Genomic DNA, 13,258 nt, shown 5'->3' with positions numbered 1-13,258 from the left:
ATAGCGTCAGAGCTTTTCGGTGAGCTCAGGCACGATCTTGAACAGATCGCCGACCAGGCCGATGTCCGCGACCTGGAAGATCGGGGCGTCCTCGTCCTTGTTGATCGCGATGATCGTCTTGGAGTCCTTCATGCCCGCGAGATGCTGGATCGCGCCGGAGATACCGATCGCGATATAGACCTCGGGGGCGACGATCTTGCCGGTCTGGCCGACCTGATAGTCGTTGGGCACATACCCCGCGTCCACCGCAGCGCGCGAAGCACCGACGCCGGCACCGAGCTTGTCGGCGAGCGGCTCGATGATCGAGTGGAAGTTCTCGCTGTTCTGCAGCGCGCGGCCGCCCGACACGATGATCTTCGCGCTGGTCAGCTCGGGACGCTCGGACTTGGCGATCTCTGATCCGGCAAAGGTCGACAGACCCTTGTCGCCGGTCGACGCAACCGCTTCGATCGTGCCCGAACCGCCCTCGGTCGCCGCCTTTTCGAACGCCGTGCCGCGCACGGTGATGACCAGCTTGGCGTCCCTGGTCTGGACGGTCGCGATGGCATTGCCGGCATAGATCGGGCGGGTGAAGGTATCCGCGCTTTCGACCGACAGGATGTCGCTGATCTGCATCACGTCGAGCAGGGCTGCGACGCGTGGGGCGATGTTCTTGCCGTTCGAGGTGGCGGGGAACAGCACGGCGTCGTGATGCCCCATCAGCTCGACGACGAGCGGCGCGACATTCTCGGCCAGCGCGTGCGCGAACGCTGCGTCGTCGGCGACATGGACCTTGCCCACGCCGGCGATCTTCGCGGCCTCGGCCGCGACGCCGTCGACGCCCTGGCCCGCGACGAGCAGATGCACGTCGCCGAGCTTCGACGCGGCGGTGACCACGGCGAGCGTTGCGTCCTTGACGGCCTTGCCGTCATGTTCGACCCAGACGAGCGTCTTCATTTCGCGACTCCCATCGCCTTCAATTTGGCCACCAGTTCATCGACATCGGCGACCTTGACGCCGGCGGTGCGCTTGGCGGGCTCGACGACCTTGAGCGTGGTCAGGCGGGGCGACACGTCGACGCCGTAATCGGCCGGCGTCTTCTGCGCGAGCGGCTTGGACTTGGCCTTCATGATGTTGGGCAGCGACGCATAGCGCGGCTCGTTGAGACGCAGGTCGGTGGTGATGACCGCGGGGAGCTTGAGCGTCTCGGTCTCCGAGCCGCCATCGACTTCGCGCGTGACGGTGACCGAATCGCCGGTCAGATCGACCTTCGAGGCGAAGGTCGCCTGGCCGACGCCGAGCAGGCCGGCGAGCATCTGGCCGGTCTGATTGTTGTCGTCGTCGATCGCCTGCTTGCCGAGGATGACCAGATCGGGCTTTTCCTCCTCGACGATCTTCGCCAGCAGCTTGGCCACGCCGAGCGGCTCGACCTTGTCCTCCGACACGACCAGGATCGCGCGGTCGGCACCCATGGCGAGCGCGGTGCGCAGTGTTTCCTGGGCCTTTTGCTCGCCGATCGAGACGACGACGATCTCCGTCACGCCCTTGTCTTTCAGACGAATCGCCTCTTCGACCGCGATCTCATCGAACGGGTTCATGCTCATCTTGACGTTGGCGAGGTCGACCCCCGTCCCGTCGGCCTTCACCCGGGGCTTTACGTTATAGTCAAGCACGCGCTTGACCGGGACCAGCACCTTCATTGCAATCCACTCCTGTGACCGAACGCTTCCCGGGGAGGGAAAAGAGTTCAGGCGGCCGCTTTCACCTCTGCCACGATCTTGCGGGCTGCATCGCCCAGATCATTGGCGGGGACGATCGCGAGACCGGACGTCGAGAGGATCTTCTTGCCCTCCTCGACATTGGTGCCTTCGAGCCGAACGACCAGCGGCACCGACAAGTTCACTTCCTTCGCCGCGGCGACGATGCCCTCGGCGATGATGTCGCACTTCATGATGCCGCCGAAGATGTTGACCAAGATGCCCTTCACGGCGGGATCGGCGAGGATGATCTTGAACGCCGCCGTCACCTTCTCCTTGTTGGCGCCGCCGCCGACATCGAGGAAGTTGGCCGGGAACATGCCGTTGAGCTTGATGATGTCCATCGTCGCCATGGCGAGGCCGGCGCCGTTGACCATGCAGCCGATATCGCCGTCGAGCTTGATGTACGCGAGGTCGTACTTCGACGCTTCGAGCTCGGACGGATCCTCCTCGGTCTCGTCGCGCAGCGCGAGCAGGTCCTTGTGGCGGAACAGGGCGTTGGTGTCGAAGCCGACCTTGGCGTCGAGCACGAGCAGCTTGCCATCGTCGGTGACGGCGAGCGGGTTGATCTCGATCTGCGAGGCATCGGTACCGAGGAACGCGTCGTACAGCTTCGACGCGACATTCGCTGCCTGCTTGGCGAGATCGCCCTTCAGGCCAAGCGCGTTCGCCACGGCGCGGCCGTGATGCGGCATGAAGCCGGTCGCCGGATCGATATCTAAGGTCTGGATCTTTTCCGGCGTGTCGTGCGCGACGGTCTCGATGTCCATGCCGCCCTCGGTCGAGACGACCATGGCGACTCGGCCGGTGACCCGGTCGACGAGCAGCGCGAGGTAGAATTCCTTGGCGATGTCGACGCCGTCGGTGACGTAGAGGCGGTTGACCTGCTTGCCATGCTCGCCAGTCTGGATCGTCACGAGCGTGTTGCCGAGCATGTCGGTCGCCGCCGCACGGACTTCATCGGCGGTCCGGGCGAGGCGGACGCCACCCTTGGCGTCGGGGCCGAGTTCCTTGAACTTGCCCTTGCCACGGCCGCCGGCATGGATCTGCGCCTTCACCACGTACAGCGGCCCGGGCAGCTTGGCCGCCGCGGCCACTGCTTCATCCACGCTGAGCGCCGCAAAGCCTGCCGGAACGGGCACGCCGAATTTCGCGAGAAGCTCCTTGGCCTGGTATTCGTGGATGTTCATGGGGCTCACATGCCTTTCGAAGATCGGGGGATGCGGTGCCTTAAGCACAGGGTGGACGGCGAATCCACCCCCACGGTGGAGGGCTAGCGCACAAGCCCCGTCGCGCAGAGCGCTGCGGAGCTCGCCGTCACGCCCACGATCTCCGGATCGCGGAGCGAGCGCACGCGGTACAGGAACTGGTCGAGATCGCGCGAGCGCTCCGCCTTGCCGAGTCCCGCGAGGCGGCGGAGCTGCAGGATCGACAGGCGATCGACCATGCGTGAGGCCATGCAGGCGGCGACCGGCTTGGAGACGCCGGCATTGACCAGCCCGTCGCGCGTCATCGTCTCGGGCGTCGAGCATCCCGCCAGCATCAGCAGCGGCAGCATCAAAGCGCCGATCGGCAAAACCCGTATTCCATCCATCCTGTCGTGCAACTCCGGTTCGGCGCGGCTATATCGCACAGGATGCATTGGACAATCGGCCTGATCCTGTTCCTCGCCACCATATTGGGGATGGAGGTCTTTGCCTATGTCGCGCACCGCTGGATCATGCACGGGCCGGGCTGGTTCCTGCATAAGAGCCATCATCGACCGCGTACCGGCAACTGGGAGCTGAACGATCTCTACGCGGTGATCTTCGCGGTGCCGTCGATCGTGCTGCTGCTCGGCGGGGTCCAGCTCGGCTGGTGGCCGGGCTTCGCCTGGATCGGTGCCGGGATCGCGGCCTATGGCGCGATCTATTTCGGCTTCCATGACGTCATCGTGCACAAGCGGCTGAACCACCGCTATCTGCCGAAATCGGCCTATATGAAGCGGATCATCCAGGCGCACCGGCTGCACCATATCGTCGAGACCAAGGCGGGCACGGTCAGCTTCGGCTTCCTCTGGGCGCCGAAGCCCGAAGCGTTGAAGGCCGAGCTCAAGCGCCGCGACCATGCCGGCGTTCGCGCGCCGGCCGGCGAAGTAGCGGAGCGCTAGAGATGTTCGACTGGATCGGCCGCACGCTGTTGCTGGTCCTGAGCGGGCTTGCCACCTTTGCGATCCTTGCCTCGCTTGAATCAGCGTCGCGCGGCAACGGCACCTTGCGCAACGGGATGCCGCCGATGGAAAGCGCGCCCGATCCGCGCGCGCCGCCACCCGACGCCATGCGGGAAGCGCTGGGATCAAGTGACGCCAGGCCCGGAACCCCAACGCCCGCCGGCCAGCCGATCCAGCGAGTCGCCGTGCCCGGCACTTCGGCGCAGGATGCCGGCGCGCAACTGCTCGAGGCGCTGACCTATGCCGTGCTTGCGCTCGCCGGGTTCGCCGCCGCGATCCTGATCGTGCTGCTCCGGATCACCGGATACCTCGCCCGCATCGCCGAGCGGAGCTGAGCCATTCCCGACTGGTATTTCTACGCGTTCGCGGTGCCCGCGGTGACGCTGATCGGCCTGTCCAAGGGCGGGTTCGTCGGCATGGGCGCACTGTCGTTGCCGATCATGGCACTGGCGATCTCGCCGGTGCGCGCGGCTGCGATCCTGTTGCCGATCCTGATCGTGCAGGATGTGGTCGGCGTCTGGGCGTTCCGCAAGCAATGGGACGGGCATGTGCTGGGCTGGATGCTGCCGGGATCGCTGATCGGCATCGCGCTCGGCTGGTTCTTCGCGGCACGGGTGTCGGAGAGCGCGGTGCTCGGCGTGGTCGGCGCGATCTCGATCCTGTTCGGGCTGTATCGCCTGTGGCTGGACCGGCGCGGGGTGATCGCCGCGCCGGCCCAGTCGCCGGGCTGGGTCGGGACCTTGTGCGGTATCGCCTCGGGCTTCACCAGCCAGATCGCCCATGCCGGCCAGCCCCCTTTCCAGATCTGGGTGCTGCCCAAAAAGCTGGAGCGCGACGTGCTGGTCGGCACCACCGCGATCTTCTTCGCGGTCACCAACTGGCTGAAAGTGCCGGCCTATTGGGCGCTCGGCCAGTTCAGCCGCGAGAATCTGCTGGCTGCGGTGACCTTGCTGCCGGTAGCGATCGCCTCGACCCTGGCGGGCGTTTGGTTGGTGCGCCGGGTATCGCCGGCGCGCTTCTACACCGCGATCTATCTGCTGATGGTGCTGGTCGGTGTAAAACTCGTCTGGGATGCCCTGGCCTGAAATAACCGCGATGCGATGCGGTAGTAACGCATGCGTCGATTGCGGCATTACCCTGTGAGTCTGGCAAATATCCGTCGAATTATGCGACCCACTTGCGAGGGAGCTGAATCGGCGCTGATCTTGCGGGCTGTCGACCGATCCAACACCGGTACAGCATGATATCATGGTGATCGGCCAGCCGGTTCTCGACAGTCGGACCGGGACGACTGGCGTTCATCGTATCGAATAGGTGCGGAATTTCGCGCCCCCTATCGGTATTACTTGGTGTTTTATTTCGAGGCGGATTCCGCCCGCAATCGCCCGACCGGCGGCCTCGTCTTCACCTAGTCAAAGAGCGACGAGACCGAGGTTTCGTCAGCGATCCGCTTGATCGCCTCGGCCAGCAGCGGCGCGATGGTGAGGTGGCGGATGCGCTTTGCATTTTCCACCACATCGTGGCTGCCGATTGAATCAGTGATCACCAGTTCCTCGAGCGCCGAACCCTCGACCCGCGCGACGGCGCCGCCCGACAGCACGCCGTGGGTGACATAGGCGACCACGCCCTCGGCACCCGCCTCCTTGAGCGCAGCGGCAGCGTTGCAGAGCGTACCCGCCGAATCAACGATATCGTCGATCAGGATGCAGAAGCGGCCCTCGACCTCACCGATGATGTTCATCACCTCGGATTCACCCGCGCGCTCACGACGCTTGTCGACGATGGCGAGGGGCGCGTTGTCGAGCCGCTTGGCCAGCGCGCGGGCGCGAACCACGCCGCCGACGTCGGGTGAGACGACCATCAGGTTGCGGTCGCCGAAACGAGTCAGGATATCGGCCGACATCACCGGCGCGCCGTAGAGATTGTCGGTCGGGATATCGAAGAAACCCTGGATCTGCCCGGCATGGAGATCGACCGAGAGCACGCGGTCGGCGCCGGCGACGGTGATCAGGTTGGCCACGAGCTTGGCCGAGATCGGGGTGCGCGGCCCGGGTTTGCGATCCTGACGGGCATAGCCGAAATAGGGGATGACGGCAGTGATGCGCTTGGCCGAGGCGCGGCGGAGCGCGTCAATGCAGATCAGCAGCTCCATGAGGTTGTCGTTGGCGGGATAGCCGGTCGACTGGAGCACGAACACGTCCTCGCCGCGGACATTCTCCTGGATCTCGACGAACACTTCCTCGTCGGCGAAGCGGCGGACGCTCGCATTGGTGAGCGGGATTTCGAGATAATCCGAGATCGCGCGTGCCAGCGGCAGGTTCGAGTTGCCCGTCATCAATTTCATGCGCGTATCCCCACCGGCCGACGTGGCCGTTGACGGGCGCTCTTAGCCAGCACTTCGCGAGGGGGAAAGGCCCGTCGCGACCCGATTCGCCCCCTGGCGCTCAAGACCACAGGCCGATGACCAGCCCGAAGATGGCAAATTGCACGACATGATAGCCGGCGTTGATCGCCCAGAAGGCGAGGCTGCGATCCTCGAAGACATATTGGATCGCGAAGGCCGCGCCGATCAATCCGCCACAGGCGAGGCCGAGCAGCAGGGTATGGCAGAGGCCCGGTGCGGGTCCGGCGATCAGCGCAAAGACGATCGCCGCCACGATCGACGTGACGACACCGATCGCGATCTTCGGACCATGGGCTTTCCTGCCACCGGGGGGATTGTCGATATCGATGCCCATCTCCTGCGCCCAGCGGCGCAGGAACAGGATTTTGGAATACCAGAGAGCGCCTGGAAAATAGCCGATGATACCGGCGACGATCGCGGCGATGATGTTGATCTGATGCATGATGCCCTCCCCTGTGACGCCATATTACCATGATCGAGGCCAAGCGTCCCGGTTGTTGCCGCCCGGCGGCGCGTCTACAGCCGCTGCCATGACCGTCCTTACCCGTTTCGCGCCGAGCCCGACCGGCCGGCTGCATGTCGGCAATATCCGCACCGCACTCCACAACTGGCTATGGGCGCAGAAGCGCGGCGGGCGCTTCATGCTGCGCATCGACGATACCGATGCCGAACGCAGCCAAGAGCATTATGTCGACTCGATCCGTGCCGATCTCGCCTGGCTTGGGCTCAACCCGGCGGGCGAGGAGCGGCAGTCGGCACGCTTTGCGCTCTATGAGGCACGGTTCGCGGCATTGCGCGATGCCGGGCATGTCTATCCCGCGTACGAGACGGCGCAGGAACTCGACCTGAAGCGCAAGATCGCGGCCGGACGCGGGTTGCCGCCGGTCTATGACCGCGCCGCGCTGGCCCTGGGCGATGACGAGCGTGCTGCACTCGAAGCGCAGGGGATCGCGCCGCACTGGCGGTTCAAGCTGGATCACGGCGCAGCGATCGAGTGGGACGACCTGATCCGCGGGCACCAACGATTCGACCCGACGACGATGAGCGACCCGGTGATCCGCCGCGCCGACGGGTCGTGGCTCTATATGCTGCCGTCGGCGATCGACGATGCCGAGATGGGGGTGACTCATGTCGTGCGCGGCGAGGACCATGTGTCCAACACCGCGCTGCAGCTGCAGATGTTCGCGGCACTTGGCAGCACACCGCCCGCCTTTGCGCATGAGGCGCTGCTGGTCGGGAGCGAGGGCAAACTCTCCAAGCGCCTCGGATCGGTCGGGGTCGACCAGTTCCGCGAGGCCGGGATCGAACCCGAGGCCGTTCGCGCGCTGCTCGCACGGATCGGGACGAGCGATCCGGTCGAGCCGCTGGTGGACACGGGCCGGCTGATCGAGACCTTCGATTTCGGGCGGTTCGGCCGCGCGCCGGCGCGGTTCGACGAGGCCGAGTTGAGCGCGGTCAATACGCGGATCGTGCACCAGCTCGATTTCGACTCGGTCGCGGGGCGACTGCCCGGCGGCATGGGTCGGGTGGAATGGGAGGCGGTGCAACCCAACCTGACCGTAGTCGCCGAGGCGGCCGACTGGTGGCGGGTGATCGAGGGGCCGGTCGAGTCGGTGGCCGATCCGGCGGATGCCGATTTCCTGGGCGAGGCGGCGCGGGTTGCGGGGACGATCGACTGGTCCGCCGACCCCTGGCACGCGCTGACCGGAGCGTTGAAACAGTCGAGCGGGCGGAGCGGCAAGGCCCTGTTCCTGCCGTTGCGGCGGGCGTTGACCGGGCTGGATCATGGGCCGGACATGAAGGCGCTGCTGCCGCTGATCGGGCGCGAGCGCGCGGTGGAGCGGCTGACGGGCTGAGTTCCCAACGCCGCGTTTAGTGGCTTTCTTTCCCTTCTGCTTCTCCCTTTCTTTTCTGCATCCCCGGCGAAGGCCGGGGTCCGTCGGAAAGGTTGTTGTAACGGCGCGCAGCACCTCGCCATGATCGTCCCCCGACTGGGCCCCGGCCTTCGCCGGGGAAGGCGAAATAGTGTTGGCCGTCCGCGCCAAATGATATCTTGTATCTCAATGGTAATGTTGTATCATCGCCATTGAGATCGAGCGACAGACTCGACCGCCCACCAAGGAGATGGAGGCAGGCGATGTACGCAGACCGTTACGCAAAACAGAAGAAACTGGACCCCACCAGCCTTGGCCTGTCGGCGCTGCTGGTCGGCGGGATCATGACCGGGATGATCTTCTCGGCGCCCGACTTCGTGAAGAAGATTCCCACATCGATCACGCTCTACCCGATCACCGAAGAGCCACCGCCGCCACTCGATCCGCCACCGCCGCCGAAAACGCCGGAGGTAGTGAAGGCCGATCCGCTCACCCGCATCACGCCCACGGATACGGTCGTGAAGATCGACACCCAGCCGGTTTTCACGGTCGATACCCCTCCGCTGAAATCCGATCTCACCGAAGGCACGACCAGCGGCACGGTCGGCGAGATTCTCACAGTCCCGGCCAAGCCGCCGGTGATCGTCGGCCCCGGGATCAACCCGCGCTTCAACTATCAGCCGGAATACCCGTCCGACGAACGGCGCCTCGGCCGCGAGGGGCGGGTGGTCGTCCGGGTGCTGGTCGGCACCGATGGCCGGGTGAAGCAGGTCGAGAAGGTCAGCGCAGCTAGCGACTCCTTCTTCGAGGCGACCCGCCGCCGTGCGCTGGAGAAATGGCGCCTGGCCCCCGGCACGCGCGACGGCGTGCCGATCGAGGCCTGGCGTACCATGGCCGTCAGCTTCGTCATGAATGACGAATAACCCCCTTCCGATCGCGCCGGGCATTCCTTGGACTCCGGCGCGATCGGGAGACGCGCGATCAGGGGCTCTGGGGCTGGCATCCCGCCGCCCATGCGCCTATCTTGCGAGCATGAGTTTCCTGCGCACCATCTCCCCTTTTCGCGCCTATCGCGACCTGCGGCGCTATCTGGCGACCCGCAAGACCTATGAGGTAGTCTTCCTGGTGCTTTCGATCATCGTGACCTGGACGATCATGTTCGCGATCGCCAACAATTCGACGGTCGAGAAGGTCTATCGGCCCGACATCGTCTATGCCGAGCAATGGCCGGCCAACCGCACCGATGCCGAGATCATCGCGCAGCAGAAGATCGACGGCCCCAAGGAAAAGGCCGAAGCGGAAGAGGTCAGGAAGCAGCAGGCCGAGACCCAGGCCGCCTATAAGCGGCTCGACGACAAGCTGAAGAAGTACGGACTCTGACGAGTGCCGACGCGCGCTGGATGGGGGCGGCGCTCGCGCTGAGCGAGCGCGGCAAGGGGCTGACCGTACCCAACCCCAATGTCGGCTGCGTGATCGTGCGGGACGACCGCGTGGTCGGCCGTGGCTGGACCCAGCCCGGCGGGCGCCCGCATGCCGAAGCGATGGCGCTGGCGGAAGCCGGCGAAAAGTCGCGCGGCGCAACTTGCTACGTCACGCTCGAACCCTGTGCGCATGAATCGCCGCGCGGCCCGGCCTGTTCCGACCTGCTGATCGCGGCGGGCGTCGCCCGCGTCATCATCGCGCTGGGCGATCCCGATCCCCGGACCGATGGCGACGGCATCAAGCGGCTGCGCGGTGCCGGGATAGAGATCGCGACGGATGTCCGCGACGGCGATGCGCGACGCGCGATGGCTGGGTTCCTCACCCGCCAGGCACTGGGGCGGCCGCAGGTGACCCTGAAGCTGGCCATGTCGCTCGACGGCGCGGTGGCGATGGGCGACGGCACCAGCAAATGGATCACCGGCGCCGAGGCGCGGGCGCATGCCCATGTCGAGCGGGCGCGGCACGAGGCGATCCTGGTCGGGCGTGCGACCCTGGAGACGGATACGCCGGCGCTCGATATCCGGCTGGCCGGGCTCGAGGGGCGGCGCCCGCGGCGCTTCGTCCTGTCGCATGAGAGCGCGCCCGAGGGCTGGGAAGGCCTGCGCGGTCCCGCCGGCATCTTCGGCCTGGATATCGACCATTTGCTCGTCGAAGGCGGCGTGGCGACGGCGGCGGCCTTTCTTGCCGCTGACCTGGTCGACCGGCTCCTGCTGTATCGCGCGCCGATCCTGATCGGGGCCGGCCGCACCTTGCCCGATATCGGGCTGGTTGATCTTGCCGACGCCCATGGCCGCTGGATTCTGCACGACGCACGGCGACTTGGCAGCGACCGAGTCGAGGTCTACGAGCGCGCCAAAGGACAGGTTTGATGTTCACTGGAATCGTCACCGACATCGGCACCATCGAGCGCGTCGAGGCGCTGGCCGACACGCGCGTCGTGATCGGCACGCGCTACGACACCGCAACGATCGACCTTGGCGCCTCGATTTCCTGTTCGGGCGTGTGCCTGACCGTCATCGACAAGGGCCCGAACTGGTTTGCGGTCGATGTGTCGGGCGAGACCATCTCGCGCACCGCGCAGGGCCAGTGGACCGAGGATCGTAAGCTCAACCTGGAACGCGCGCTGCGGCTGGGCGAGGAACTGGGCGGCCATATCGTCACCGGCCATGTCGACGGCATCGGCGAAGTCGTCGCCGTGACCGAGGAAGGCGGATCGCACCGCGTGCGGATCAAGGCCGGGCCCGAGATCGCCCCGTTCGTCGCGCCCAAGGGATCGGTCACGCTCGACGGCGTCTCGCTGACCGTCAACGAAGTGGAAGATTCGCCCGCCGGCGTCACCTTCGGCGTCAACATCATCCCGCATACCGCGGCCGTCACCACTTTCGGCAGCCTCGCGGCCGGCGATCCGATCAATATCGAGATCGACGTGCTCGCCCGCTACCTGCAACGCATGGAGCATTATCGTGCAAAAGCCTGATCTGGCGCGGCTGCGCCACGGCTTCCTCTCCAGCCCCGAAGAGATCATCGACGAAGCCCGTAACGGCCGGATGTTCATCCTGGTCGATGACGAGGATCGCGAGAATGAGGGCGATCTGGTCATCCCCGCCCAGATGGCGACGCCCGAGAAGATCAACTTCATGGCGAAGCACGGCCGTGGGCTGATCTGCCTCGCGTTGAGCAAGAAGCGCGTCGACGAGCTTGGGCTCGACCTGATGAGCCGCCACAACGGCACGCGGCACGAGACCGCCTTCACCGTTTCGATCGAAGCGCGCGACGGCGTGACCACCGGCATCTCCGCCGCCGACCGCGCGCGCACCGTCGCGGTGGCGATCGATTCGTCGAAAAGCCGCGAAGAGATCGTGACACCGGGCCATGTCTTCCCGCTGGTCGCGCGCGACGGCGGCGTGCTGGTGCGCGCGGGCCATACCGAGGCAGCGGTCGACGTCTCGCGCCTCGCGGGGCTCAACCCCTCGGGCGTGATCTGCGAGATCATGAACGAGGACGGGACCATGTCGCGCCTCGACGACCTGGTCGCCTTCGCCCAGCTCCACAATCTCAAGATCGGCACGATCCGCGACCTGATCGCCTATCGCCGCCGCCACGATCATCTCGTCGAGAAGCGCGCCGAGATGGTGTTCCACAGCAAATGGGGCGGCGACTGGAAGGCGATGACCTTCTTCAACAAGGCGACCGGCGACGAGCAGATCGCACTGGTCAAGGGCAGGATCGACCCTGAAAAGCCCACCCTGGTGCGCATGCACAGCCTGTCGATGTTCGCCGACGCCTTCGGCGAGGAATCCGAACGCTCCGGCCTGCTCGCCCGGTCGATGGAGACGATCGCCGAGGAAGGCGCCGGCGTGATCGTCGTGATCAACCGGCCGATGAAGGATTCGATCACCCGGGTGATCAAGCTGCGCGCCGAGGGCAAGACGATCGGCACGCCCGAAGCCGCCGAGCTGCGCGACTACGGCGTCGGCGCGCAGATCCTCGCCGAGCTGGGCGTGCAGGACATGGTGCTGCTGACCAACACCCACCACACCCTGGTCGGGCTCGACGGCTACGGCCTGTCGATCGTCGGCGAGCGGCCGATTCCCGGCACCGGAGGCGAATGATGGCGAAAGTCCTGATCGTGGAAGCCCGCTTCTACGACCATCTCAACGACCTGCTGCTCGAGGGCGCGCGCGCCGCGATCGAGGAAGCGGGGCATGCGCATGAGACGATCACCGTCCCGGGTGCGCTGGAGATTCCCGGCGCCGTCGCACTGGCGGCCGAGAGCGGCGGCTATGACGCCTTCGTCGCTTTGGGCGTGGTGATCCGCGGCGAGACCTATCATTTCGAGATCGTCGCGGGCGAAAGCGCGCGCGGGCTGATGGCGCTGTCGATGGACGGCGTGGCGATCGGCAACGGCATATTGACCGTCGAGAACGAGGCCCAGGCGCTGGCGCGGGCGCGCCGCACCGAGAAGGACAAGGGCGGCGAAGCGGCCAAGGCGGCGCTGGCGATGCTGGCGCTGAAAGACCGGTTCGGCTGATCCGCCGATGACCCAGGTACCGCCCCCGCGCTACAGCATCGTGGAGCGGAACCGGCGGCTGATCGTCACCGACAATTGGGCGCGCGACAAGACGCCGCCTTCTTCTCCGATTCTCCCGTCCTCCTCGGGGCGCAACCTGCTGCCCGCCAAGGCGGGCAACACGGCCAACCGGATCGTGCGTGCGGGTGAGGACGGCGGCACCCTGCTCCGCCGGCTCGCGCTGGCGGCCTGTGCCGGCGCCGAGGATGCCGAAGGCCGCCCGATCTTCACCAGTGCCTCGTGGTTCGACACCAGGGCCAAGCGCGAATTCAGCCTGGGCCGGTCGGGCGTCGAGCGGCTGGGCGGCGCGGTGCTGGCCTTTTTGATGGTCGTGGGTTTCTTCTTCGTGCTCGCCTTCGTCATCGGGTTCGAAGCGTTGTTCGTCGCCTTCCTTCTGCTGGTGGTGGTCGGCAAGAATATAGCGTCGATCGGCACGCGCTGGGTCGACCGGCTGCAGAAGCTGCCGATCGATTGACCCGCCCG

At 66.0% G+C, this 13,258-nt stretch carries 17 protein-coding genes; 11 read left to right on the top strand and 6 right to left on the bottom strand.

What is annotated here, in order from left to right; translation table 11 throughout:
* Nucleotides 1-6: 6 nt before the first annotated feature.
* The 4 genes from AC1RT8_RS22600 to AC1RT8_RS22585 all read right to left on the bottom strand — a co-directional run bounded on the left by AC1RT8_RS22600 (nt 7) and on the right by AC1RT8_RS22585 (nt 3,294).
* Nucleotides 7-936: an electron transfer flavoprotein subunit alpha/FixB family protein gene (locus AC1RT8_RS22600; protein ID WP_493078558.1), complete on the bottom strand. Its 930-nt coding sequence runs from the start codon at nt 934-936 to the stop codon at nt 7-9.
* A complete protein-coding gene (locus AC1RT8_RS22595) occupies nt 933-1,679 on the bottom strand; it encodes an electron transfer flavoprotein subunit beta/FixA family protein (RefSeq protein WP_493078556.1) in 747 nt (248 codons plus the stop codon). The genes AC1RT8_RS22600 and AC1RT8_RS22595 overlap by 4 nt, the downstream gene beginning before the upstream one ends.
* Nucleotides 1,680-1,726: 47 nt before the next feature.
* The gene (gene sucC, locus AC1RT8_RS22590; protein WP_493078554.1) at nt 1,727-2,926 is read right to left on the bottom strand and encodes an ADP-forming succinate--CoA ligase subunit beta; all 1,200 of its coding nucleotides are present in this window, start codon (nt 2,924-2,926) and stop codon (nt 1,727-1,729) included.
* Between the two features lie 83 nt (nt 2,927-3,009).
* Nucleotides 3,010-3,294, bottom strand: a complete 285-nt coding sequence (locus AC1RT8_RS22585; RefSeq protein WP_493078553.1) for a hypothetical protein — start codon at nt 3,292-3,294, stop codon at nt 3,010-3,012.
* Between the two features lie 78 nt (nt 3,295-3,372).
* Here AC1RT8_RS22585 and AC1RT8_RS22580 point away from each other — a divergent pair, with 78 nt between their 5' ends.
* From AC1RT8_RS22580 to AC1RT8_RS22570, 3 genes are read left to right on the top strand one after another with little or no spacing between them, the layout of a single operon-like run.
* Complete coding sequence (locus AC1RT8_RS22580) at nt 3,373-3,885, top strand: sterol desaturase family protein (RefSeq protein ID WP_493078551.1); 513 nt, start codon at nt 3,373-3,375, stop codon at nt 3,883-3,885.
* A 2-nt stretch (nt 3,886-3,887) separates the two neighbouring features.
* Nucleotides 3,888-4,280, top strand: a complete 393-nt coding sequence (locus AC1RT8_RS22575; RefSeq protein ID WP_493078549.1) for a hypothetical protein — start codon at nt 3,888-3,890, stop codon at nt 4,278-4,280.
* Nucleotides 4,281-4,313: 33 nt separating this feature from the next.
* A complete protein-coding gene (locus AC1RT8_RS22570; RefSeq protein WP_493078548.1) occupies nt 4,314-5,030 on the top strand; it encodes a sulfite exporter TauE/SafE family protein in 717 nt (238 codons plus the stop codon).
* Nucleotides 5,031-5,353: 323 nt separating this feature from the next.
* Here AC1RT8_RS22570 and AC1RT8_RS22565 read toward each other — a convergent pair whose 3' ends face one another.
* Both AC1RT8_RS22565 and AC1RT8_RS22560 read right to left on the bottom strand, forming a co-directional pair.
* Entirely contained in the window at nt 5,354-6,289 is a 936-nt protein-coding gene (locus tag AC1RT8_RS22565; protein ID WP_372856470.1) for a ribose-phosphate pyrophosphokinase, read from the bottom strand.
* Nucleotides 6,290-6,389: 100 nt separating this feature from the next.
* Complete coding sequence (locus tag AC1RT8_RS22560) at nt 6,390-6,791, bottom strand: DUF1761 domain-containing protein (protein ID WP_493078546.1); 402 nt, start codon at nt 6,789-6,791, stop codon at nt 6,390-6,392.
* A gap of 88 nt (nt 6,792-6,879) precedes the next feature.
* On the opposite strand from AC1RT8_RS22560, the gene gltX reads away from it, so the two are divergent.
* The 8 genes from gltX to AC1RT8_RS22520 all read left to right on the top strand — a co-directional run bounded on the left by gltX (nt 6,880) and on the right by AC1RT8_RS22520 (nt 13,250).
* Nucleotides 6,880-8,205 carry a glutamate--tRNA ligase gene (gene gltX, locus AC1RT8_RS22555; RefSeq protein WP_493078545.1) on the top strand — a complete coding sequence of 442 codons (1,326 nt, stop codon included), beginning with the start codon at nt 6,880-6,882 and terminating at the stop codon, nt 8,203-8,205.
* Between the two features lie 281 nt (nt 8,206-8,486).
* Nucleotides 8,487-9,146 (top strand): TonB family protein, encoded by a 660-nt coding sequence (locus tag AC1RT8_RS22550; RefSeq protein ID WP_493078543.1) that lies wholly within the window; start codon nt 8,487-8,489, stop codon nt 9,144-9,146.
* Nucleotides 9,147-9,255: 109 nt separating this feature from the next.
* Entirely contained in the window at nt 9,256-9,603 is a 348-nt protein-coding gene (locus tag AC1RT8_RS22545) for a hypothetical protein (RefSeq protein WP_493078541.1), read from the top strand.
* Nucleotides 9,600-10,574, top strand: a complete 975-nt coding sequence (ribD, locus tag AC1RT8_RS22540; RefSeq protein WP_493078704.1) for a bifunctional diaminohydroxyphosphoribosylaminopyrimidine deaminase/5-amino-6-(5-phosphoribosylamino)uracil reductase RibD — start codon at nt 9,600-9,602, stop codon at nt 10,572-10,574. Before AC1RT8_RS22545 ends, ribD begins: the two co-directional genes overlap by 4 nt.
* The gene (locus AC1RT8_RS22535) at nt 10,574-11,182 is read left to right on the top strand and encodes a riboflavin synthase (protein WP_493078540.1); all 609 of its coding nucleotides are present in this window, start codon (nt 10,574-10,576) and stop codon (nt 11,180-11,182) included. The genes ribD and AC1RT8_RS22535 overlap by 1 nt, the downstream gene beginning before the upstream one ends.
* The gene (ribB, locus tag AC1RT8_RS22530) at nt 11,169-12,317 is read left to right on the top strand and encodes a 3,4-dihydroxy-2-butanone-4-phosphate synthase (protein WP_493078539.1); all 1,149 of its coding nucleotides are present in this window, start codon (nt 11,169-11,171) and stop codon (nt 12,315-12,317) included. The genes AC1RT8_RS22535 and ribB overlap by 14 nt, the downstream gene beginning before the upstream one ends.
* A complete protein-coding gene (gene ribH / locus AC1RT8_RS22525) occupies nt 12,317-12,736 on the top strand; it encodes a 6,7-dimethyl-8-ribityllumazine synthase (RefSeq protein WP_493078537.1) in 420 nt (139 codons plus the stop codon). Before ribB ends, ribH begins: the two co-directional genes overlap by 1 nt.
* Before the next feature lie 7 nt (nt 12,737-12,743).
* Nucleotides 12,744-13,250 (top strand): hypothetical protein, encoded by a 507-nt coding sequence (locus AC1RT8_RS22520; RefSeq protein WP_493078535.1) that lies wholly within the window; start codon nt 12,744-12,746, stop codon nt 13,248-13,250.
* The last annotated feature ends 8 nt before the right edge of the window (nt 13,251-13,258 follow it).

This window comes from Sphingomonas sp. GW821-FHT10F11, from assembly GCF_058809095.1.
This window is presented reverse-complemented; position numbering and strand designations above follow the sequence as displayed.